This is a genomic window from Arthrobacter sp. Ha26, from assembly GCF_059091705.1.
In genome coordinates, this window is sequence record NZ_JBNHGX010000006.1 from 205,080 (window position 1) to 227,599 (window position 22,520).

Annotated in this window: 20 protein-coding genes and 3 pseudogenes; 8 read left to right on the plus strand and 15 right to left on the minus strand. The window is 63.7% G+C overall.

Going from position 1 to position 22,520, the window contains the following annotated elements:
• Positions 1-67: 67 nt before the first annotated feature.
• The 6 genes from AC5RVY_RS15210 to AC5RVY_RS15235 form a co-directional block, all read right to left on the minus strand.
• Complete coding sequence (locus tag AC5RVY_RS15210; protein WP_493955537.1) at positions 68-1,678, minus strand: hypothetical protein; 1,611 nt, start codon at positions 1,676-1,678, stop codon at positions 68-70.
• A gap of 227 nt (positions 1,679-1,905) precedes the next feature.
• On the minus strand, positions 1,906-2,649 hold the full coding sequence (locus AC5RVY_RS15215) for an SDR family oxidoreductase (RefSeq protein WP_493955538.1): 744 nt from the start codon (positions 2,647-2,649) through the stop codon (positions 1,906-1,908).
• 31 nt (positions 2,650-2,680) lie between these two features.
• Complete coding sequence (locus AC5RVY_RS15220) at positions 2,681-3,436, minus strand: SDR family oxidoreductase (protein ID WP_493955539.1); 756 nt, start codon at positions 3,434-3,436, stop codon at positions 2,681-2,683.
• Between the two features lie 104 nt (positions 3,437-3,540).
• Positions 3,541-4,437 (minus strand): RNA polymerase sigma-70 factor, encoded by an 897-nt coding sequence (locus AC5RVY_RS15225; RefSeq protein WP_493955540.1) that lies wholly within the window; start codon positions 4,435-4,437, stop codon positions 3,541-3,543.
• Between the two features lie 44 nt (positions 4,438-4,481).
• Positions 4,482-6,140, minus strand: a complete 1,659-nt coding sequence (locus tag AC5RVY_RS15230; RefSeq protein WP_493955541.1) for a thiamine pyrophosphate-binding protein — start codon at positions 6,138-6,140, stop codon at positions 4,482-4,484.
• A 119-nt stretch (positions 6,141-6,259) separates the two neighbouring features.
• The gene (locus AC5RVY_RS15235) at positions 6,260-6,763 is read right to left on the minus strand and encodes an Lrp/AsnC family transcriptional regulator (RefSeq protein WP_493955542.1); all 504 of its coding nucleotides are present in this window, start codon (positions 6,761-6,763) and stop codon (positions 6,260-6,262) included.
• 93 nt (positions 6,764-6,856) lie between these two features.
• On the opposite strand from AC5RVY_RS15235, the gene hisC reads away from it, so the two are divergent.
• Both hisC and AC5RVY_RS15245 read left to right on the plus strand, forming a co-directional pair.
• Entirely contained in the window at positions 6,857-7,954 is a 1,098-nt protein-coding gene (gene hisC / locus AC5RVY_RS15240; RefSeq protein WP_493955543.1) for a histidinol-phosphate transaminase, read from the plus strand.
• 51 nt (positions 7,955-8,005) lie between these two features.
• Positions 8,006-9,418, plus strand: coding sequence for an amino acid permease (locus AC5RVY_RS15245; RefSeq protein WP_493955544.1), 1,413 nt, complete (start codon positions 8,006-8,008; stop codon positions 9,416-9,418).
• A gap of 201 nt (positions 9,419-9,619) precedes the next feature.
• Here AC5RVY_RS15245 and AC5RVY_RS15250 read toward each other — a convergent pair whose 3' ends face one another.
• From AC5RVY_RS15250 to AC5RVY_RS15270, 5 genes and pseudogenes are all read right to left on the minus strand, one after another.
• Complete coding sequence (locus AC5RVY_RS15250) at positions 9,620-10,393, minus strand: nuclease-related domain-containing protein (protein WP_493955642.1); 774 nt, start codon at positions 10,391-10,393, stop codon at positions 9,620-9,622.
• A gap of 306 nt (positions 10,394-10,699) precedes the next feature.
• Positions 10,700-10,882: pseudogene (locus AC5RVY_RS15255) on the minus strand (J domain-containing protein); the annotation flags it as partial.
• Between the two features lie 34 nt (positions 10,883-10,916).
• Complete coding sequence (locus AC5RVY_RS15260; protein WP_493955545.1) at positions 10,917-11,240, minus strand: hypothetical protein; 324 nt, start codon at positions 11,238-11,240, stop codon at positions 10,917-10,919.
• Between the two features lie 357 nt (positions 11,241-11,597).
• Positions 11,598-12,512 (minus strand): Ltp family lipoprotein, encoded by a 915-nt coding sequence (locus AC5RVY_RS15265; RefSeq protein ID WP_493955546.1) that lies wholly within the window; start codon positions 12,510-12,512, stop codon positions 11,598-11,600.
• Between the two features lie 342 nt (positions 12,513-12,854).
• Positions 12,855-13,622 (minus strand): FadR/GntR family transcriptional regulator, encoded by a 768-nt coding sequence (locus AC5RVY_RS15270; protein ID WP_493955547.1) that lies wholly within the window; start codon positions 13,620-13,622, stop codon positions 12,855-12,857.
• A gap of 97 nt (positions 13,623-13,719) precedes the next feature.
• Here AC5RVY_RS15270 and AC5RVY_RS15275 point away from each other — a divergent pair, with 97 nt between their 5' ends.
• Genes AC5RVY_RS15275 through AC5RVY_RS15285 form a run of 3 tightly spaced genes read left to right on the plus strand, consistent with a single transcriptional unit; the run spans position 13,720 to position 16,784 of the window.
• Complete coding sequence (locus AC5RVY_RS15275; RefSeq protein WP_493955548.1) at positions 13,720-14,598, plus strand: carbon-nitrogen hydrolase family protein; 879 nt, start codon at positions 13,720-13,722, stop codon at positions 14,596-14,598.
• Between the two features lie 9 nt (positions 14,599-14,607).
• On the plus strand, positions 14,608-15,957 hold the full coding sequence (locus tag AC5RVY_RS15280) for an APC family permease (RefSeq protein WP_493955549.1): 1,350 nt from the start codon (positions 14,608-14,610) through the stop codon (positions 15,955-15,957).
• A gap of 47 nt (positions 15,958-16,004) precedes the next feature.
• Positions 16,005-16,784: a carbon-nitrogen hydrolase family protein gene (locus AC5RVY_RS15285; protein ID WP_493955550.1), complete on the plus strand. Its 780-nt coding sequence runs from the start codon at positions 16,005-16,007 to the stop codon at positions 16,782-16,784.
• Between the two features lie 97 nt (positions 16,785-16,881).
• On the opposite strand, the gene AC5RVY_RS15290 is transcribed toward AC5RVY_RS15285, so the two are convergent.
• Positions 16,882-17,355 (minus strand): DUF4760 domain-containing protein, encoded by a 474-nt coding sequence (locus AC5RVY_RS15290; protein WP_493955551.1) that lies wholly within the window; start codon positions 17,353-17,355, stop codon positions 16,882-16,884.
• Positions 17,356-17,798: 443 nt separating this feature from the next.
• On the opposite strand from AC5RVY_RS15290, the gene AC5RVY_RS15295 reads away from it, so the two are divergent.
• Entirely contained in the window at positions 17,799-18,953 is a 1,155-nt protein-coding gene (locus tag AC5RVY_RS15295; protein WP_493955552.1) for a TRAFAC clade GTPase domain-containing protein, read from the plus strand.
• A 592-nt stretch (positions 18,954-19,545) separates the two neighbouring features.
• On the opposite strand, the pseudogene AC5RVY_RS15300 reads toward AC5RVY_RS15295, so the two are convergent.
• Together AC5RVY_RS15300 and AC5RVY_RS15305 are read right to left on the minus strand one after the other, a co-directional pair.
• Positions 19,546-20,148 (minus strand): annotated as a pseudogene (locus tag AC5RVY_RS15300) (thiamine pyrophosphate-dependent enzyme); the annotation flags it as partial.
• 9 nt (positions 20,149-20,157) lie between these two features.
• Entirely contained in the window at positions 20,158-20,928 is a 771-nt protein-coding gene (locus AC5RVY_RS15305; RefSeq protein ID WP_493955553.1) for a DUF8548 family protein, read from the minus strand.
• Between the two features lie 151 nt (positions 20,929-21,079).
• Here AC5RVY_RS15305 and AC5RVY_RS15310 point away from each other — a divergent pair, with 151 nt between their 5' ends.
• Entirely contained in the window at positions 21,080-21,520 is a 441-nt protein-coding gene (locus tag AC5RVY_RS15310) for a hypothetical protein (RefSeq protein WP_493955554.1), read from the plus strand.
• 41 nt (positions 21,521-21,561) lie between these two features.
• Here AC5RVY_RS15310 and AC5RVY_RS15315 read toward each other — a convergent pair whose 3' ends face one another.
• Positions 21,562-21,879 carry an Lrp/AsnC family transcriptional regulator gene (locus AC5RVY_RS15315; RefSeq protein ID WP_493955555.1) on the minus strand — a complete coding sequence of 106 codons (318 nt, stop codon included), beginning with the start codon at positions 21,877-21,879 and terminating at the stop codon, positions 21,562-21,564.
• A 12-nt stretch (positions 21,880-21,891) separates the two neighbouring features.
• Between AC5RVY_RS15315 and AC5RVY_RS15320 the strand changes: the two are divergent.
• Positions 21,892-22,437: pseudogene (locus tag AC5RVY_RS15320) on the plus strand (aminotransferase class I/II-fold pyridoxal phosphate-dependent enzyme); the annotation flags it as partial.
• Positions 22,438-22,520 lie beyond the last annotated feature (83 nt).

Consider the following 22,520-nt stretch of genomic DNA (forward strand, 5'->3'; position numbering starts at 1 on the left):
CAGGCGCATCGGATATCGAAGCCGTTCAGGCTTATGGCTCGCTAGAAGCCTCAGCGTTGCTGTTGGACTAGCCGGATTTGGGTGCGAGGAGGATCTGAACCGCCTCGATCCGTTTGCCCAAACCCGACGTGCCTGCCGTACCGCCGTCGGCAACCCATGGCTGCCAGCCCACATCTTGGACGTGGGCACGATAGTAGATCCTGTAATGGCTCGCCATCTCACCGGTCAGCCTGATTTCGAACGCTTCCAAACGCAGCCCTTGCCCGGTGGTGCCGATGGTATTGGCTGAAGTTGTCCACGGCTGCCAGCCAATGTTTTGCACGTGCCCGCGCCACTCGATGTCCCCGCCATAGGCTGTGCTGGACACTTTGAGGCGCAACGCCTCGATCCGAAGGGCCAGTCCCGTGGTTCCCGCGACGGTCCCATCCGAAACGTTGGCCATCCAGCCGAGGTTCTGGACGTGGGCGGCATACACGGCAGTGAACGCCGGTGCGACCTTCGGAACCAACTCGATTGCAACTGCCTCTATCCGCAGGCCTTGCCCAACCGTGCCGGCAGTGGCTCCGTCCATGCCGTACGGCTGCCACCCGACGTTCTGCACGTGGGCGCGGTACCTGATGCTGTACCGCGAGGCCAGATCCCCCGTCAACCGAAGCTCGAAAGCCTCCAGGCGCAGACCGAGCCCGGTCGTCCCAATCGGGGACGCCGACGTCGTCCATGGCTGCCAGCCGATGTTCTGCACATGCCCTCGCCAAAGAATGTCGCCCGACAAGCGGTCTCCTGCCACTGACAGGCGCAAAGCCTCCATCGGCAGTGACCGGCCGGTCGTTCCCGCGGTGCCGCCGTCCGAGACGCTCGGCTGCCAGCCGATCGTGGCGACATGGGCTTGGTAGACCCCGATGCACGTCATGTCGTAGTCGTAGGTGCCGTCGGTCCATTGTGCGATGTGGACGGTGCCACTGGAGAAGCTGGGATTCACGCAAAGGTCGGATGCTTCACTGGCGAAGTCCAGACGCCCCGCCGGAGACCAGACGGGCACGTCGGGGAGCTGCCACGATCCGGTGATGGCCTCCCAAGCGCTTGCATAGGAGTAAAAGCCGTGCGGGAACCCGGCGTCCGCCAGTGCAGCCAGGAGCCCGGAGATGACGTACCGGTTCTCCTGCCGCTCGGCTGCTGTGGAGCTGGGCCACGGCTGTTGCGGGCGTGGCTCGACGTCGACCCAGATTCTTTCCGGTCGCCATCCCACCCTATTGAGAGACGCGAGAGCCGCGCGGCCCTCAGCGTACCCGACGTTGCGCAGCCGGTCAGGCCTGGTGCTTGCCGGGAACGGGCCGTCGTCGCCGTAGGTGTCGTATTGCGCGGCGGTGGGGAACGTAGCCATGGTGTAGGCCTGAGCCCGGACGCCGCGGTCGAGCACCCACTGGTACTGCTGCGCCAGGCAGGGGTTGTCCGTGAAGGCCAGTCCGTGCGTCAGCCCCACCACCAGAAACTCCGTGTTCTCCGGCGGCATCGGCAGGCCGCCGGGACACTGTGGCCACGATACGTCGTGTCCATAGTCGACTGCCCGGGCGGGTGAAGCAAACAGCACGCCGAGCGCGAGCACCAGCAAAACCGCCAGGAGCCGGGGCGCGGATGCCCGGGAGCGGCGGCCAAGTCGAAGAGCACCAAGGCCGGCCATGATGGCCCCCCTTTTCAAAGGATGACCCAATTATCCCACTCGGCCTTTACCGCTGCCAGCGCAGCTGGGGGAGCAGCGGGGCTCTTTCGATGTGGACATTCATCGGAAGTCTTGAAGCCGTGTTTAGAGGTCGTGGGGACAAATTTCGGTGCCCGCCAGCCCGGGCGTTCCCTGGGCGCGGAGTGCCCTTTCAACGTCCTTCATGAAGGACACCCCGCGCCGTCCGGCTACTGCTGGTTCAGCCATTCTTCGAAGCGGGTGTTGTAAATGGTCGCTTCGCTTCCCGGGAGCAGTTCGCCATCCTGGAGCATGGCGTTGAAGTAGCGCGCGGAAGGGTCAGTGACAACCTCGCGGGGGTCGTCTCGGAAGCTGAGGCCTTTGCGGATGAGCTCATCCAGGCCGAACTGTTCGGGACCGGCCACCTCAACGGTGGCGTTTTGTGGACTTCCGACGGCGGTGCGCGCAACAGCGGTTGCCACGTCCTCAGCGGCCATGGGCTGGATCAGGGCGGGGGACAGCCGAACAGTGTTTCCCTCGGTCGCGGCCTGGGCGATGCTCTTGACGAACTCGAAAAACTGCGTTGCATGAACGATCGAATACGGGACTCCCGATTCCTTGATGAGCTTCTCCTGGGCAATTTTCGCCCGGAAGTAGCCACTCTCGGCCAGGCGCTCGGTCCCCACGACCGACAGGGCGACGTGGTGCCCGACACCGGCCTCCTTCTCCGCGGCGAGCTGGTTGCGCGTGGAGGTGGTAAAGAAGTCCAGCACCGCCGCATCTTCGAACGAGGGCGAGTTGGACACATCGACTACAGTGTCGGCTCCCTGCAGCACTTCCGCGAGGCCCTCGCCGGTGAGCGTGTTCACCCCCGAGTCTGGGGAAGCGGCCACTGCCTGGTGTCCGTGTTCGCCGAGCTTGCTGACCAGTTTCGAGCCGATCAGGCCAGTACCGCCGATAACTACGATCTTCATGATCTTCCTTTCAATAACTTCTTGTAACGGGCTAGAGGCCGGGCTGGGAGGTCGAATTCAGCCACTCCTTGAGGGTGATGTCGCCGATGCGGGATTCACCCACGGGAACGATGCTGGTCTCTTCGATCGGTATGCCGAAGTAGCCGGCTTGGGGATCAGTGACCACTGGGCGGGAATCGTTGCGGGCAGCGAGAACACGACTCACGAATTCATTAAGTCCTGCGCGCTCAGGGCCCGCCATTTCAAGGACGCCGTCAATCGCCGGCGAGAGGGCCGTCTCCGCCACAATGCGGGCAACATCGGCAGCAGCCATCGGCTGCATCAGGTGACTTGTCACATAAACCGACCCGTCCCGTGTTCCGGCATCGGCGATCATCGGGAGGAACTCGAAGAATTGAGTAGCCCGCAGAATGGTGTACGGGACTCCGCCTTCCCTGACTGCCTTCTCCTGGGCAGTTTTTCCGGCAAAGTAGCCGACGCCGATGCGGTCGGTTCCAACGACCGACAGGGCCACGTGATGCCGTACGCCCGCCCTTTTCCCGGCAGCGAGAAGGTTGCGTGATGACGTGGAGAAGAAGGGAACCACTACCTCCTCATCGAAATCGGCGGTGTTCGTTAAGTCGACAACGACGTCCGCCCCCACCATCGCCTCATCCAGTCCCTGGCCCGTCACGGAATTGACCCCGGTGGAAGGAGACGCCGCTTTCGCTTCATGGCCCTGACTGCTGAGGATCTCCACAACCTGCTTGCCGATCAGCCCAGTGCCGCCGATTACAACGATCTTCATGATGATCTTCCCTCCGATAAAGGCTTAGCGGGATGCAGTGGCATTCCGTCCACAAGCTATGACCGGAGATCACACCAATCTGTGACAGGCTTTGGAATATTGCGTCAGCCGCCTACCCTCGTGACGCCGGAGAGTTTGTCGGGGTTCATCGTCCACAACAGCCGATCGATACCTTCGGCAGACGCAGTGAGAGTCACCACCGCAAACACAACCCCGTCCTGGGCCAGCAGTGCGGCAGGCCGGCCGTTGGCCATGAACGGCTGGGTGTCCACGCCCAGCCAGAAACGCGACGCGAACGCCTGGTAGTACTTCGCCACCCGTTCCCGCCCGACAACAGGGAACTTGGAAGCCCGGACCTTGCCGCCGCCGTCGGAGTAACTGACGACGTCGGCGGCGAACAGTGCCTCCAGCGCGGCCAGGTTCCCGGTCCGGGCCGCAGCAAGGAATGCCTCCAGCAGTTGCCGCTGTTCGCTCACGCTCACCTCGGCGCGTTTCTCCTCGGCAAGGCGCTTGCGCGCCCGGCTGACCAGCTGGCGGGCATTCCCTTCTGTCTGTTGGATGATTTCAGCGATCTGCTCATACGGATAGTCGAACGCTTGCCGCAGCACGTACGCCGCCCGTTCGGTCGGCGACAGCTTTTCCAGTATCAGCAACACCGCAACCTCGAGCGCTTCACCGTGCAAGGCGCCCAGTTCGGGGTCGGCGCTTGTGTCCACAGGCTCGGGCAGCCAAGGACCCACATACGTCTCACGACGGACACGTGCCGACTGCCCGAGATTGATGGCAAGACGGGTGGCAGCGGTCGCCAGGAACGCCGGCGCATTCCGGACCTGGCTGCGATCGCAGGTCTGCCAGCGGACCCACGTCTCTTGGACGATGTCCTCCGCTTCGCTGACACTGCCGAGCATGCGGTAGGCGATCCCGAACAAGCGAGGACGTAATTCAGCGAATATTGCCGATGCCGTTTCCAATTCGGCCGGTGACCCGGTGTGGGCATCCATGCGGCCAATGTTACTGCTCCGAGCGTTGGACGACGCAGCCGGTTCTACCCCGTCACCGCCGCGTTCGCTGCCTGCGACGCCTCCATCCATTCGCTCAGCCACGGCGCCCGGACGCTGGACGTGATCCGGCAGTCCGCCACGAAGGTCCCCTTGGCACCGGCGTCGATCCAGTCCGTCAGCGCGGCAAGGTCCGACAGAGAGCGGATGACCGCCGACTCAGCTCCCAAAGCCCGCGCAATTCCACTGAAGTCCACCTCAGGAATCAGCATCGGCTTCTCGGTCAGGCCCCGGGAACCGTACTGATGGATCTCGGCTCCGTAGGCGGCGTCGTTGTAGATCACCACAATCGCGCTGCTCGCCGCACCGATGAGCGATTCGAGGTCGGACAGGCCCATTAGGAAGCCGCCGTCGCCGGAGGCCAGCACCAGGGTGCGGCCGTCCTCCACTGCACGGGCAGCCCCGACGGCGCTCGCAAGGCCCAGCCCTATCGACTGGAAAGCCGTCCCCACCATCACCAGGTCCTGCGGCCGCGGAATGTTCCAGTACATGGGCGCCCACCCGATGAAGTGGCCGCCGTCCTGGACCACCGTGCGGCGCTCTGGCAGCACGGCATCCAGCGCGGTGGCCAGGGAGCGCGGGTCCAGCCGGCCGTCCGGCGTCTCAGAGGATCCTGCATCGTGCCCCGGTCCTTCGGCCAAGCGCTTGCGGGCTTCCGCTCGCCAAGCTGCTGAAGAAGTTTCGGAATCGAGCAACGACAGGAGGCGTCCCGCAGCAGCCTTCGCGTCCGCGCTGACGAACACGTCTACTCGGGGGTGCGTCGGCTGCAGGGCGGTGTCGATCTGGATGACCGTGCTGTCCGGGCCGAGCAGGTGCCCGAACCGCATGGTGAACGGGCTCAGGCTCGCCCCGGCCACCAGGACCACGTCGGCCTCACCCATAAGGCCCGCCGCGGTGTCGGTGCCGAAACCGCCTGCCACGCCCAGGTACCCCTCGCCATTGAGGAGGTTGAGCGCCAGGGCGGTTCCGGCGGTCAGTGCGCCGAGCCGCTCGGCGAGTTCGCGCAGCTCCGGCCCGGCTCCGGCGAGGTGCGCACCCCGGCCGGCCAGGATCAGCGGCCGCTTGGCCCCTGCGAGAAGGCGGGCAACCTGCCCAAGGCCGCCGTCGACGTCGTCCGTCACCTTTGGTGCCGTCGGCTCGGGAAGCTCCTCGTCCGCAGCCTCGAGGGAGGCGAGGTCGTAGGGAATCGCAAGCACGACGGCGGTGCGCCGGGTGAGTGCGTACTCCACCGCCTGCTGCGTGATGGCGCCGGCGGCGTCGCGGCTAACGGTGAAGGTGGCCGCGCCGAGGCCGGCGGCGATGGCGGCCTGGTCCACGTCCTGCGGCCGGGCGCCGCTGGTGGGTGCGTCCCCGGTAACGAGCACCACGGGGATCTGTGCCTGGACCGCCTCGGCGAGGGCGGTAAGTGCGTTGGTGTAGCCGGGGCCGTAAGTGGTGGTGCCAGCGGCGAGGCGCCCCGAGGCCCGGTAATAGGCGTCGGCGGCGGCGATGGCGGCACCTTCATGGCGGACGGGGGAGAAGCGGAGGCCCTGCTTCTCGGCGGCGTCCAGGAAGTAGACGTTCCCGTTGCCCATGACGCCGAAAACATCGCTGACATAGCTGCTGAGGACCTGCGCCACGCGGCCGGAGACGGTAAGTGAAGTCATGCAGGAAGCATGTGACCTGCGTCTGAGATGAGCAAGAGAGTTGAGTTTATTTGGGAGAATTGGCAGTGGCGATGGAGCAGGAATGAAAATATGCCCACTAGTGGCGTGCGTCACTCGCCTTAGTCGACGAGGGCGGATTCCTGCTTCGACAACCGGTTCAGGAGGCCGTCGTAGCGGGGCGGCATGAGTTCGAGCACGGAGATTGCGGTGCTGGTCCGCTGGATCCCGTCGATTTCCAGGATCTGGTTGGTGATGCGGTAGAGGTCGGCCGTGCCGCGTGCCACCACTTTGGCCATGAGGTCGGCGTCGCCGGTGGTGGCGTGCACCTCGATGACCTCCGGGATCGCCTCGAGTCCGTCTTCCACCGCGCCGGTCCTGGTCTGGCTGATCGAGAGCGAGAGGAAGGCCATGAGGCCGTATCCGAGTGCGGCGGGGTCTAGCCTTCGGCTGAAGGAGCGGAGTGCTCCGCTGCGCTCGAGCCGCGACAGCCGGGCGTGGACGGTGTTCCGCGCGACGCCGAGCGTCCGCGAGAGTGCCAGGGCGCTGGCTTCCGGGTCCTTGTCCAGGGCAAGGATGATCCGGCCGTCGAGGGAATCGAGGGCGCGGGAGTTGGGGATGGTCATATTTTCACCACAGACAGTAGATGTTGAGCAGAAGTCCCAATGCCACAAGCGTATATTGCAATGTGGGCCGCGTCACTTCCATGATCAAGTCCTATGACCAGTGATCAACTCCTGACTGCAGCGGTAACCTCGCTGCCTACCCTTCGCGGCGCGGTGGCCGGACTTCCGCCTTACGTCCCCGGCCGGCGCAGCGCCGCCCTGGACATCGCAGCCCTCGCCAGCAACGAAAGCCACTACGAGCCGCTGCCCGCCGCCACGGCTGCGGTGACCGCAGCGGCCGACACCATGAACCGCTACCCGGACAGCGCCGCCGTCGAACTCCGCGAATGCCTTGCCCGGCACCTTGGCGTCACGGCTGCGGAGGTGGCCGTGGGACCCGGCAGCGTGGGCGTCCTCCAGCAGATCATCACCGGACTGTGCGACGCCGGGGATGAAGTGGTCTTCGCGTGGCGTTCCTTCGAGGCGTATCCCATCCTGGTGGAGCTGGCAGGTGCCCGGCCGGTCCGGATCCCGCTGGACCACCTTGAGGGCCACGACCTCGATGCCATGGCTGCGGCCGTCACCGAGCGCACCAAGGTGATCCTGCTGTGCACCCCCAACAATCCCACCGGCGTCCCGATCAGCCACGAGCGCATCGAGGCCTTCCTGCAGTCCGTCCGCTCCGACATCTTGGTGGTGATCGACGAGGCCTACGTGGAATACGCCGAAGCCGGCAGCGGCTCCGATTCCTTGGCGCTTTACCGCGAGTACCCGAACGTCTGCATCCTGCGCACCTTCTCCAAGGCCTACGGGCTCGCCGGGCTGCGCGTGGGATACGCCGTTGCGGCGCCGGCCATCGCTGAGGGACTGCGCCGCACCGCCCTGCCGTTCGCCGTGAGCGCGCTGGCCCAGAAGGCCGCCATCGCGTCCCTGGACGCGGGGGCGGACATGGAAGCCCGGGTTTCTTCTGTAAAGCAGGAGCGTTCGCGGATGGCCGTCCAGCTGGAAGCCCAAGGCTGGAAACTGCAGCCGAGCCAGGGCAACTTCCTGTGGATCCGCGCCGATGCCCAGCTCCTGGCGACGCTGGTGGACGCCTTCGATGCCGCGGGCATCATGGTGCGCGCGTACCCGGGCGACGGCGTGCGGATCACCGTTGCCGACCCCGACTCCAACAACCGCGTGCTCCGGCTCCTCGCAGCCCACGCGGCCTGACAACTCTCTGACCTTCCCCAATCCGTTCCACCTACAACCAGAGGAATCCCCATGGAACAACAGACAACGACGTCTGCGCGCCCCCTCGGCGCAGCCCTCCAACCGCGCCAGCTCACCATGATGGGCCTGGGAAGCGCCATCGGCGCGGGGCTGTTCATCGGCTCCGGCGCCGGCATCCAGGCCGCCGGCCCGGCCGTGCTGATCTCCTACCTCGTGGCCGGCACCCTCATCATCCTGGTGATGTGGGCGCTCGGCGAGATGGCCGCCGCCAACCCAGACAGCGGCGCCTTCTCCGTCTACACTGCCAAGGCCTACGGGCCCGTGGCCGGTGCCACGGTGGGCTGGCTCTGGTGGCTGCAGCTCGTGGTGGTGATCGCGGCTGAAGCGCTCGGGGCGGCGGGACTGCTCGCCACCATCTTCCCCGCGCTGCCGGTGTGGCTGATGGCCTTTGTGTTCATCGTGGTGCTCACCGCCGTGAACCTGACCAGCGTGAAGAACTTCGGCGAGTTCGAGTTCTGGTTCGCCCTGCTGAAGGTGGCGGCCATCGTCGGGTTCCTGCTGGTGGGCGCTGCGCTGCTCTTCGGCTGGCTGCCGGGCGTGCAGTCGCCGGGCCTGAGCAACTTCACGGGGGCAGGCTTCGCGCCCAGCGGGTTTGCCGGCATTGCCACGGCGCTCTTTGTAGTGGCGTTCGCGTTCGGCGGCACGGAGATCGTGTCCGTGGCCGCAGCCGAGACGGCGGAACCGGCGCGCAGCGTGAAGAAGGCAGTTAGGACTGTGCTGTGGCGGATCCTGGTGTTTTACATCGGTGCCATCTTCGTGATCGCCGCGGTGGTTCCCGTGGGTTCGGCGGGGCTGAAGAGCCCGTTCGCCGCAGTGTTGGACGCCGCCGGCATGCCCGGCGCAGCCACCGCCATCACGCTCGTGGCCGTTGCAGCACTGCTCTCGGCCCTCAACGCCAACCTCTACGGTGCCTCCCGGATGGCGTTCTCCCTCGCTGAGCGGGGCGAAGCGCCGCGTTGGCTCGCTTCCGTCTCCAAGGCGCGGGTTCCGGTGGTTGCGGTGCTGGCCAGCGTCACCTTTGGCGTTGTCACGGTTGTGCTGGAATTGGTTTTCCCCGAGATGGTCCTGCCCATCCTGCTCAACATCGTGGGCTCGACGTGCCTGCTGGTGTGGACGTCCGCGCTCCTGGCCCAGCTCGCGCTGCGCCTCCGCGCCGACCGCGAGGGAACGGAGCTGCCTCTGCGGATGCCCGGCTTCCCGTGGCTCACTTCCCTTGGCCTGCTCATCCTGGCAGCGATCTTCACGGTGGGCTTCATCGGCGAGGATTCGCGCCCACAGCTCCTGAGCACTTTCGGACTCGTGGCCCTGCTGGCGGTGGCAAACTGGCTAAATCACCGGCGCGGGAAGGGTCAGTCCGGTGTTAGCTCCTCAGAGCAGGCCAAGGCGTCGGTGCTCGTCGACTGAATGAGGCGCTGCGAATCCAGTTCGCGTTCCTTGCACAAAAGGCGCGTCCGGTTTGGCCGGGCGCGCCTTTCGGGGTTCATTCCTGCTGCCCCAGACGACTCGCTTTCTGGGGCAGCAGGCTTTCGAGTGATTGACGGCGCGCTTTCGGGATTTATAACTCCCGCTTCAAGGCGCGATGCGACGGGAGCCGCCGTTGTACCCCTACAGCATCGAGCGGATGAGTGAGGCCAGAGCGGGGACCTGGACGGTATGCGGAGCATCGCCCTGGACCATGAAGGCACGGACCTCGTTGACGAGTTCCAGTGGAGTGACCAGCCTGACGGGGGCCCTGCCGGGAAGCGGAAACATGCCAGCACGCTCTATTGATGGCATCGTGAGGCTCCCCGATGGCGAATGCAGCACGACCCAGCCGTCAACGACGAATCCGGGATAGGCTGCACGAATTGCCTCAACACCTGCTCCCAACCCGAAGGCTTTAAGCTCGCGGCCGTTGCGGAAGAGCTGCTTGTTGTCCCACCAGTAGGTGCCGTCCGCCCACATTTTCGAGTCGATCAGGGCGATCCTGTTTCCCGCAATGACGGCATGATCGAGGTCGGCGTGTTCCGACCCGGGCCAGCGGAGGCCGTTGATCAGCCGTGCGGACGGTATTCCAGGAAGGACGGAATCAGTAATGAGTCGCGCGGTGCGACGTTCGCCTTCTGCGCCGATTTCTGCTTTATCGCCGAACCGCCCTACGGAAAGACCGCGACCTGGAATGCCATGAACGGGGCGGCTGATGATTTCCTGAACCAAATAAGCACTGGCAAGGACGGTGGGCGGTGCAGGGCGTTTCCTGGTTGTCCACCACTTTGGGAGCCTGGCGATTGCGAACCAGAATCCGGCAGTTAGGACGGTGATAAGAAGACAGGTCAGCCCCATGACCAACCAGTTGGGGTTCGACTGAGTAGTGCTGAAGTACCAGATGGTACTGAACAAGGGCGGGACGGTGCAGACGCTGCCAAGGACGAAGAAGGCGGTACGCCAAGTGCGTGTCCAGGCAGGTGCGGGTCGTCGGATCTTCTGCGGTTCACCAGACGGACGGACAAGCGGTGGTCGGTACTCCACGGCCGGTCCAGTCCACGGCGGCGGGGCGGGTGGTTGCGCCATATCAGCGAAGGCCGGTTTCGGCTTCTGCTTAGAGGAATCCGGTTGGGGCTCGGACCGTTCCTGTTGCGGCCGCTGGCCCGTGGCACCTGCGGTGTTCCCAGAACTCTTGTTCCTTGGAGAGCGGTCGTAGGCGGCCCTGCGGTCCGGGTCCGAGAGGACCTCGTAGGCTTCCTGCACGAGTCGGAACAACCCCGTGCTTCCGCCCGTGTCCGGGTGTGAAGTCCTGAGCCTACGCTGGTATGCCTTTTTGATCTCGGCGATGCCTGCCGTCGTTGGTACTCCAAGCACCTCATAATGTGTGACGGTTGCTTGTGTCATCCGGATTGTTCCTCTCGATTCCCCCTCAGGCAGCCTACTTCGTTACGTGAACGACCACTGCTTTGTCGACGGATTGTTCGGCTCCAGCATTGTCGATTCCAGTAACTGTCCAGTTGCTGAGCAGGAGCACGGTCTTGCCAGTGTCAGAGTTGTAAACGATCTTTTTGAAACCCAACGCCGAGAGGTCATCGTCTAGTGCCTCCGCATTCATGCCCGCCACGTTCGCTGGGACTACGGCAGTGGCAGCTGGAGCAGCAGGTGCCGGCACTGGCGCCGCAACTGCGGCAGGAGCAACGGGTTCGGCAGTGACTGTGGCAGTAGCCGTCACGGTCACTGTTGCGGTCGCCGTCTCGGTCACGGTGTGCGTGACCGTGGGTACGGCTTGCGGCGACCCCGCACAGCTCGAAAGGGCCAAGCATAGGATCGCGCCGGTGGCCAAATGAGTGATGAGTTTCAAACGATTCCCCTTGGATGTATTGGCAAGAATGGTGTCATGTTGTGGCGCCCTTCCAGTTGGGGCGCCCTGGGAGCCTCGGTGATCCGCCGCGATAGGAGGGGCTGTCGCCGAGATAGAAACTACTGGTCCAATTGCGGTCCTCCTGGACAACGGCCAAGCGGACCGCAGGCTCAGATGTCAGAGGATGTTTGGTTGCCCAAGACCTCCAAGGGCGCCAGTTGCATTGGCTGCTCTGAGCTTTGGAACCGGTCCTGACTGCTAAAGACCGGTGGTGCTCACTCCGTACTCGGCCTGCTCAGGGGTAAAACCCTCATAAAGCAGTTGCTCGACCAGGCCGCTGCGCGAGAAGGAAGTGTACTCGAGGTAGTCCTTGGCCTTCTTGGCTGCCTGCTCGTTCCAGTTAACCGTTACCCGGTCCACTGCCCACGTAGAATCCTCGGCCGAGTACTTTTCGTATTCCAGTTGCTCAATCAGGCCGGTCCGCGAAAAAGCGGTGTAGTCGAGATAGTCAGCGGCTTTCCGCAGAGCATTTTGCTGGCTGAGCGTGCCCCTCTTGGCGGCGGCTTCGGCCTCGGCCTGAGCCTTTGCGGCCGCGTCTGCTTCTGCTTTTGCTTTCGCCGCGGCGTCGGCTTCAGCCTTAGCGGCCGCGTCAGCTTCTGCTTTTGCCTTAGCCGCAGCGTCTTTATCAGCTTTCGCCTTTGCGGAGGCTTCCGCTTCTGCAGCAGCGACCGCCGGGTCCTTGGTGGGCGTTGGGGTGGCAGACGCGGTCTTAGCTGCAGTAGCGACCTTGGGAGTGGAAGCAGCAGGCGCTGACGAAGACGTAGAGCCAGCTCGGGCCGAGTTGACGACGATGCTCAGGAGAATAACGACGCCGGTGATAATCAGGGCGATCTTCCGGTGCCGGTCGTAGCCATCCAGCGGCAGGCCCTGCTTGTCCCGCATCTTGTTTGTGAGAATCAGAATCAGGTCAATCAGTGCCCAGATACCGAAGCCGCCGAGCGTGATCAACTTCAGGATTCCAGTTCCCACCTTGCCAAGGTAGAAGCGGTCAACACCTAAAACGCCAAGCAGAAGCGAGAGCAGCCACGTGGCCAGGAACGACTTGTTGCTTACCGCCGGTTGACCATAGCCGTAGTTCGGGGGAAAGGGGGCAGTGTAGGGTTGCTGGCTCATGAGAGTCCTTCCATAGGACACCTGACCGACGTGCGATTGCGAAGCGTGCGGGGTGGGTGCAGTGATGGACGCACATAGAGGAAATCCAGGGTGGAACAGGCCGCAGAACGGTACACCAATCCAGCCGACAGACACAGCATCTTCGCTTCCCCCAATAGCGTCAAAGTCATTCCATTACATCCGAGAAAACATCGTCATTCTGGTTACTGGGAGAAAACTGCGCGAATCCTGATTAGCAATCGCTAATCTTGATTCTTTGTTGATGCTTTCTGCGCTCAATCGAGCTTTTGCTGAAATTCGAGTTGCGTATTTTGCCGAAAGGTGGTGGTAGCGAGAGCACTGTCAGTCCGGCATGGCGGCTGAGGGTGCGCCCTGCGCCAGCCCCATGAACATCGTCCGGTGAAGGATGTCCACGTGCTTCCGGGCCACCTCCACGGCTTCCTCAACACTTCCGGCCCGGAGGGCTGCCACGAGCGCGATGTGGTCGTGGTTGGACTTGTGCAGCTTCTCGATGGGGTAGGGGATGAAGTAGTCGTAGAGCTCGGTGAGTGTCTCGTGATAAACGTCGACGGCGGTGCCCATCCCTGACGCCGTCCCCACCAGTTGATGGAACCGTTCGTCGGCCTGATGGTAGACGGACCAGTCCGTGGCCTCGGCCATGTCCCGGGTTAGCCGCTCCAGCTCATCCAGCTGCGAAGCAGTGGCGTTGACCGCTGCGTAATGCGTCACCGCGCACTCAAACAGCAGCCTCCGGTCCACCAGCCGGTTCACGGCCTGGGACTCCGCAGGGGACGCCGAAAGTGACGCCAAAACATCAGTAGGCGGCGAATCCGCCACAAACGTTCCTCCAGCTCTGCCGCGCCGGCGCACCACCACGCCCTGCTCCGCCAGGCTCGCCAGCGCACGCCGGGCCGTGATCGGGCTGACCGAAAGACCCAGCGCAACGTCCTCCTGGTCCGGGAGCCGCTCGCCAGGCTTCAGCAGCCCCAGCGAAATCGCCATCCCGATCCGCATCCGCACCGCGTCCATCGCGCTGCGCCGTTCCATCCCGGACATCCTGCCGGCGCCAAGGCGCGGGGGCTCGATGGTGTCCTCCAGCTGATGGGTCATATCCGCTACTTTACGGCTCACGCCGACCCCCTTCCCTTTATTGGATCATTCTGATCTAATATAACCCGGATCACACCCCCACAGCGGAGAAAAACCCATGCAACGCAGCCTTCCCCTCGTCGCGGCCCAGGCAAGGCCCAGGCTCATCGGCGAACCCGTCTCGGCCTTCGCGGACGAGGTCAAAGAAGCCCTCGAAGCCCAGCCAGACACCAAGCTGGTCGTCTTCCCCGAGCTGCATCTCTTCGGCGACGAAAACCCGGACCTCCAAAGAACCGAAATGCTCCAGGCCAGCGCCGAACCCCTGGACGGGCCACGGGTCAATGAGCTCAAACAGCTCGCCAAGGACCTCAACATCTGGCTGGTTCCCGGCAGCGTCTGCGAACGCGGCCCGGAAGGCCAGCTTTTCAACACCCAGCTGGTCTTGTCCCCGGAAGGGGAACTCGCAGGCTACTACCGGAAAATCTTCCCCTGGCGCCCGTTCGAGCCCTACGATCCCGGAGACCGGTTCACCACCGTGGACCTGCCCGGCATCGGCAGGGTGGGCCTGAACATCTGCTACGACGCCTGGTACCCGGAGGTGTCCCGCCAGCTCGCCTGGATGGGCGCCGAGGTCATCCTCAACGTCGTCAAAACCACCACCCCGGACCGCAAACAGGAACTGATCCTCGCCAAGGCCAACGCCATCGTGAACCAGGTCTTTATGGTCAGCGTCAACTGCGCCGGCCCCACCGGGCAGGGCAAGAGCATCATCGTGGACCCGGAGGGCAACACCCTCGCAGAAGCAACAGACGAGAAACCGCAGCTGCTCACCGCGGAACTGGACCTGGCCGCCGTCGACCGCGTCCGCACGCACGGCACGGAGAACCTCAACCGCCCCTGGTCGCAGTTCCGCGAGGGGGAGCCCGCCGTCGAACTTTCCGTCTACCAAGGCCGCATCAATCCGGCCACCTGGACACCGCCGTCCTACAAGCCCTAAGGAAATACCGTGACAACAACCCTCACCCGCACGCTGAAACTGCCCTCGCTGGTCCTGTTTGGGCTGGCGTACCTGACCCCGATCATCGTCCTGGGGATCTTCGGCATCATCGCGGAAACCACCGGCGGCGCCGCGCCCGCCGCGTACCTGGTGGCGCTCGTGGCCATGCTGTTCACCGCGCACAGCTACGGCCGGATGGCCGTCGCCCACCCCGTGGCCGGCTCCGCCTACACCTACGTCCGCCGCTCCATTGACCCCCGCGTCGGGTTCCTGGTGGGCTGGGCCGTGCTGCTCGACTACCTCTTCCTGCCCATGGTCATCTGGCTCATCGGCGGCTCCTACCTGACCGCCCAGTTCCCGGGCATCCCCATAGGCGTCTGGGTGGTGGGCTTCATCGTGATCACCACGCTGCTGAACATCCTGGGCATCAAGGTGGCGGACAAAGCCAACTACGTGCTGATGGCATTCCAGCTGCTGGTCCTCGTGTTCTTCGTGGCGCTGGCCATCGGCAACGTGGTGTCCGCCAACGGCGCCGGGGGACTGGCCAGCGGGCAGCCGTTCTTCAACGACACCGCCAGCTTCACCACCATCTCCGCCGGCGCCGCCGTCGCCGCGTACTCGTTCCTGGGGTTCGACGCCGTCACCACCCTCACCGAGGAAACCATCAACCCGCGCCGCACAGTGCCGCGCGCCATCATGCTCGTGGCCCTGATCGGCGGCGGCATCTTCGTGGCGGTGTCCTACGTGACCCAGCTGGTCCACCCCGGCGGCGTGTTCGAGGACTCGGCCTCCGCGGCCAGCTCCATCGCCCTGCAGATCGGCGGGCAGCTGTTCGGCGCCGTGTTCCTGGCCGGCCTGGTGATGGCGCAGTTCGCCTCCGGCCTCGCCGCGCAGGCCAGCGCCTCCCGGCTGCTGTACGCGATGGGCCGCGACTCCGTGCTGCCCAAGGCGGTCTTCGGCCGGCTCAGCGAGAAGTTCCACACCCCGGTGGCGAACCTGGTGATCACCGGCATCGTGGGCCTGATCGCGATCTTCCTGGACGTGGCCACGTCCACGTCGTTCATCAACTTCGGTGCCTTCACCGCCTTCACGCTGGTGAACGCCTCGGTGGTGTTCCACTATGTGCGCCAGCGCCGGGCCGGGCAGCAGCTGAACCCGGTGTCCTACGTGGTGGTCCCGGTGATCGGCGCGTTCATCTGCGCCTACCTGCTCTCCCAGCTGGACAGCAACGCCATTACGCTGGGACTGTCCTGGCTGGTGCTGGGCGTGGTCGTGCTGGCCCTGATTACCCGCGGCTTCAAGGCCGCGCCGCCGGAGATGGCGGCGACGGAGAAGGCGACGGTCGAGGCGACCGCCTGAGTCTGACAGTTTGTGGTGTGGCCGGCGGGCCAAGGGAAGGAGCAGCCGTGAGGCTAGCGCTGGGGCAGCTGGAGTCGGGCGCCGATATCCCGGCCAACCTCGTAGTGATCGACCGGTTCGCCGCCGAGGCAGCGCGCGACGGCGCCGAGCTGGTCGCCTTCCCGGAGTACGCCACCTACGAGAAGAAGAAGGTGGACGTAACGTTCCTCGAGGTGGCCGAGCCACTGGACGGCCCCGTCTGCCGGGAGCTCGCCGGCATTGCCCGCCGCCACCGCATCGCGCTGGTGGCGGGCGTGGTGGAAACCTCGGAGGAGCCGGGCAGGGCGTACAACACGCTGGTGGCTCTCGGGCCCGACGGCGGCCGGCTGGCTTCCTACCGAAAGATCCACCTTTTCGACGCGCAGGGCTTCGGGGAGTCCGAGTTCGTCAAGCCCGGCCCGTCCACGGATCCGGTGGTGTTCGAGCACGGGGGAGTGCGGTTCGGGCTGATGACCTGCTACGACCTGCGGTTCCCGGAGCTGGCGAGGTCACTGGCCGACGCTGGCGCGCAGGTCCTGCTCGTTTGCTCGTCCTGGGTGCCGGGCGAGCACAAGACGGAGCAGTGGCTGGCGCTGAACGCCGCCCGTGCTATCGAGAACAGCGTGTACGTGGCCGGTGTGTGCCAGGCACCGCCCGTCTCGGTGGGGCGGAGCGTGCTGGTGGACCCGATGGGGGTCGTGGAGGCCGACCTCGGTCTTGCCGCTGGTGTCCGGGCGGTGGAGGTGTCGCTGGAGACGGTAAAGCGAGTGCGGGAGTCGTTCCCGATGTTCAGGCAACGGCGGCTATAAGCGGGGTAGCCGACCAATCGCGGTTCCTCACGTCTTGCTCTACTCGAGGTTAGTAGTCCTGTCGTAGGGGAGGGCGTTGGCTCAGCCGAAGTTGAGGCTAGTCCGGAGCCGTGTGTCCGAATTCCTTCCGGGCTTCACCTGCCAGCCAATCAAAGTCATCCCAGTATCTCCGGGCAAGGGCGTCAGGCATATTAGCGCGGAAGCCTTCAATCATGGGAGTGCAGATGTCGTGACAACGGATAATACTCGGCCCGTAGTTCTGGATTATTGGGTCCTTATCTACAACGCCGCTTCTAAGAAGGGTGCCGACAAGGTCGTACGAGGCTGATGCATTGGAAGCAGTTGCGCGCTGCGTTTCCGTCCACGAGGACGCGGGAAGGGAGTTCAACACCGTTAGAACCTCCCGCCTCGAATCGCGTATGTCCGACCTCTGGAGGTAGTCCAAGACAGCTAGGAGAGATTGAGCACGCGAGGCTGAATGAGCAACACGCACCTGCTGTCGCGCGTAGAGGGCGCTCATAGCGGCGGCCAGAAAAGCAGAAATTGAAACCACTAGTGCTGCGACGTCCATGACGTTAGATTAGTGGCTGGTCGTCTGCCGACAGCTGTATCTCCGTTGCGTGGTTCCTGAGTCTCTCGTGACGGACTTCCATGTGCAATTAATTCCGGCCGTGTTCGCACCTGTGAGATCCGACTTCGGAATGAACTTCAACCCCACCATGGATGCCGCGGTGATTCCTCCTTTTGTGGCTTAAGCGCCAGTTCGTCATATCTGTTCTGTGGGCAGGTTGGTGAATATATGGTTTTTGGAAGGCGCACTGGGTGAGTGGCTTCTCGGATATGGGGCTTCCGGCGTTGGTACCCCGTATTTGTCGCCTAGGACTAGGAGGTGCTAGGCCTGTAGGCCCGCCCTGGCCTGGAGCCACTGTGCGGTGGCAGCCTTGGAAACGCGTCTACGCCCATAGCGTTGCCTTGCGAATAGTGGCAGGGGAGCGGCCCGCATAGGCTTCTCATATGCAAAACAGACAACAAGAGCAGCACATCGCAGTGTTTGGTGAGAGCGGCAGTGGCAAGACCGTAATGGTCTCCTCGTTTTACGGAGCCACGCAGGAGCAGCAGTATCTGCAAAAGAGCCTGTTTGACGTCGTGGCAGATAGCGCTGACCAACACCGTCAGCTGCATCAAACCTACCTCGGCATGAAAAATTCCGCGCAAGTACCTGATGCCACTCGTTTCTCCTCTAAGTCATATTCTTTCTCGGTCAAGCTAAAGGAAAAGGCCGATTCCAAGGCGAGGAAGGCTAAGCCATTCGACGCCCTGCGCCTCGTGTGGCACGACTACCCGGGGGAGTGGTTCGAACAGGACGTACCGGGGGCAACGGAATCCCAGGACAGAATCAACACATTCAAGAATTTGCTTGGTTCTGATGTGGCTCTTTTGTTGGTGGACGGTCAACGTTTGTTGGAGCACTCTGGTGAGGAAGGGAAATACCTTAAGTCTTTGCTAACCAGTTTCCGCCGGGGACTGCTGTCACTAGAGGGGGAGCTGCTGGAAAATGGTAATCCACTTCGTAAATTTCCACGAATCTGGATAATAGCCCTCTCCAAGTCTGATCTGCTGCCACACATGAACGTGTTCGGTTTTAGGGACCTACTCATCGAGAAAGCCCGCGATGAGCTTGACCAACTCCATAGGGTCTTAGCTGGGTTCATTGAAGCAAGCGAGGCGCTGTCGTTTGGTGAGGACTTTGTGCTCCTTTCGTCAGCCAAGTTCGACGCAGACAAAATTGAGGTAACCGAGCGGATCGGTTTGGAGTTGATTCTGCCTCTGGCTGCCATTCTCCCTCTCCAGCGCCACGCACGGTGGGCTCAGCTGAAGCTAATCCCCGGGAAGGTGGGTGAACAGCTGCTGGCGAGGGCCAAAGCTCTAGCCATGGCAGCCGCGTTGTTGAGTGACAAGGGTAAGCTCCCGGGCCGAATAGGCAGATGGATGAGCCGCCTTGATCCCGATCTTGTGGACCACGTGGCCAAGCTTGCCGGAGACAAACTCAGGGAGGTCAATTCCGAGGCGGTTGCCAGGCGAGACTATTTGGCTGCCACAATGACCGGTTTCCAGATGGATTTGGAAGAGGGCGAAGAGAAGCAGATCCTTTTCAGGAGCCGTCGATGACGCTCGTCTGGGCTACTCGTGGGCGGACTTGGGGTTTCCGCTTCCTACGAAATGGTGGTTTCGCCGATCCGCTTCCGACTTACGAGGATGTGTTCTCGGGCATTGAGGGTGGGCCGGAAATCTACCGCCGAGTCGGCGAGAGGCTGGCGCTGCGTTTCCCAGATCCTTCGGGCCGGAAGGACAGATCTGGGAGAGTCATTCCACACGACTTTGTCGTTTTCGCGCCTTTGGCCGATCGCATTGCGTCGGTGGAAGAGGGTCGCCAACTAGTCTGGCCCTTGGTGGAAGATGAATTCGCTCGGGTCTGGCAGCTGCCCAAACCGCCCTCGCATAACTAGGCCAAAAGCACTTCCGACCGCTTTCCCGGTACTTATAAAACCCCGCAATCGCGAAAGCGCCGGCTCGCGGTTTGGTGCGCACCGCCCCCAAGGTCAGTTCATTTGCGCTAAGCGGCACAGCCGGCTGGAAGGGCAGAGTTCCAACAACGACCTGCTCGACGAGCCGATCGGTGACAAGCCTATCCAGTTGCCGTTACCGTTCATCTTCGCCAGATCCGGCCGGAGAATTCCGCCGCGCCTCCCGAGTCTGGGAGCTAGCCAGCCACCGCCGCCTTCGCCGCCCGGGACGCGTTCATCCATTCGGTCAACCAGGGCGCGCGGACGGAGGACGTGATCCGGCAGTCGGCTACGAAAGTCCCACGAGCTCCTGCATGGATCCACTTCCGCAGCGCGGACAGGTCAGACAGGGAACGGATAACAGCCGACTCCGCCCCCAAAGCTCTGGCGACGCCGCTGAAGTCCACCTCGGGAATCAGCATCGGCTTCTCGGTCAGGCCCTGCGAGCCGTACTGGTGGATCTCGGCACCGTAGGCGGCATCGTTGTAGATCACGACGATTGCGCTGCTCGCGGCGTTGATGAGCGATTCGAGGTCGGACAGGCCCATCAGGAAGCCGCCGTCGCCGGAGGCCAGCACCAGGGTGCGGCCGTCCTCCACCGCACGGGCGGCCCCGACGGCGCTGGCAAGGCCCAGCCCGATGGACTGGAAGGCGGTCCCCACCATCACCAGATCCTGCGGCCGCGGGATGTTCCAGTACATGGGTGCCCACCCGATGAAGTGCCCGCCGTCCTGGATCACGGTGCGGCGCTCCGGCAGTATCGCATCCAAAGCGGTTGCCAGGGCGCGCGGATCCAGCCGTGAACTGCATCACCCGCTTTTGGTTCTATTCTCAACATTCCTGATCGTCACCGGGCCAGTGGCATCCGTGCCCGATCTCCGACCGTTACTGTTCTCTTCCTGCCTGCGCTGGCCAGCCGGTGCTGAGGGACTCTCGTGCATCCAGATTGCTCGATCCAAGTCTCTCGGTTCTACGGCAAGGTCTTCGGCGGCGAGCCGGAGGAGCTGCCGCGTCCGTGCTGGTGTTAGATTCTGGTCTTCGCCGAGAGCCCTCGCGAGATAGCGCTGGACCATAACGTCCGGCTTGGTTTCGGTGCCGACGCCAGCGTTCATGAGCAGGTACGACCAAGAGAGTGGGCCGAGGCCAATGACAGAGCACCACGCTTTCTCTGCAGATGTGTTGCCCTTCGCCGCGGCGGCCCGAAGGTCTTGTGCAGTTGTCACCGTGCCTTCCAATGCCGCCAGCCTGGTCAGGCCCTCATAAATGCCCTCAGTACGCAAGCGCATGGTGCCCGGGAGTTTGCTGTCGTTGCAAAGGATTTCGCGAGCGAAATTAGCAGGACCGCCCACATCGTCCATGGCATGGAGCAGATCGGGCCCGCTATCGGAATCTGCGGCTGGACGCACCGCCCGGTATCGGGCGAGGACGTTTTTGGCAGAAGCAGAGGTTGCGCGCAGAGAGTAGGCCGAGTTCAGGGCGCAAAGCGCAAGAGAGTCGGGGAATTCGACGGGAGCACTCCAGGTGGCTGGGTCTCCCAAATCCTGGGCGATGGCTGTTAGGAGTAGTTGAAGGTCAGTCATGTTCGGATGATATCTGCGCGGGGCGAGTGGCGGCCGGAAACCCACTTCGTGTCCTCGGTGAGAGGTCCGGGTAAGGCAGGTGAAAGCCGTGGACATTGGTTCGCGGAGTTGGCCCGGACCAAAAAGCCCCAGGAGCTGCAATTATTGCCCTATGGGAGACCGCGCTGAATCCGACGAATATTACGTGCTTGATCTCTGCGACGAGGTCGTTGGGGTAAGCGGCCATCGCCAGATGACGTTCGACTGGCTCCGCGGAGACCCGTCCCCGTCGCGGCCACTGGGAACGACGCTTCCTGTCGACAGCTTCTGGCCCTCCTTCAATCTCGTCGTCGAATTTCAGGAAGAGCAGCATACGAAACCATCTCCGTTCTTCGACAGGCGTCAGACCGTATCCGGCGTCAATCGCGGCGAGCAGCGTCGTCGCTATGACGAACGCAAGCGTCTGCTCATCCGCGAGCAGGGGTTGCGTCTTGTGGTGATCGAGAAGTCCGCGTTCGTCGTGAAATCGAAGCGGATAGTTCGCGATTCCGTTGCCGACCTTTCCGTCGTCCGCCAGTTCCTTGGCGGTAACAAAAACGGATCCCGAATTTAGTACACGTCAGTTTGCCAACCCCTCGTTATCCGGTCACCGCGTTACTCGGAAGGGCGGGACTCCTCCTCCGACAGTCGGCTGATGAGCCCGTCGTACCGGGGCGGCATGAGTTCCAGGATGGAGATGGCCGTGCTGGTCCGCTCGATGCCCTCGATCTCGAGGATCTGGTTGGTGATGCGGTAGAGGTCGGTGGTGCCGCGGTCCACCATCTTGGCCATGAGGTCCGCGTCGCCGGTGGTGGCGTGCACCTCGATGACCTCCGGGATCGCGGCGAGCCCGTTCTCCACCAATCCGGTTCGCGACTGGCTGATGGACAGCGAGAGGAAGGCCATATCCCGCTGGACGACGCCGAGGGCCACGACCTGGACGCAATGGCCGCGGCCGTCACCGGCCGCACCAAGGTCATCCTGCTGTGCACCCCCAACGACCCCACCGGCGTGCCGATCAGCCACGACCACCTCGAGGCCTTCCTGCAGTCCGTCCGCTCCGACGTCCTGGTGGTGATCGACGAGGCCTACGTGGAATACGCCGAAGCCGGCAGCGGCTCCGACTCCCTGGCGCTCTACCGCCGGTACGCGAACGTCTGCATCTTGCGCACCTTCTCCAAGGCCTACGGGCTCGCCGGCCTGCGCGTCGGGTACGCAATTACGACGGCGGCAATCGCCGAAGGTTTGCGCCGCACCGCCCTGCCGTTCGCCGTGAGCGCGCTGGCGCAGAAGGCTGCCATCGCGTCGCTGGACGCGGGGGAGGAGATGGCAGCGCGGGTCTCCGCCGTGAAGAAGGAGCGCGCCCGGATGGCCGCGGAGCTGGAAGCCCAGGGCTGGACGCTGCAGCCGAGCCACGGCAACTTCCTGTGGATCCGTGCCGATGACCAGCTCCTGGCGACGCTGGTGGACGCGTTCGACGCCGCCGGCATCCTGGTCCGCGCGTACCCGGGTGACGGCGTGCGCATCACCGTGGCGGACCCCGACTCCAACAACGCGTGCTCCGCCTCCTGGCA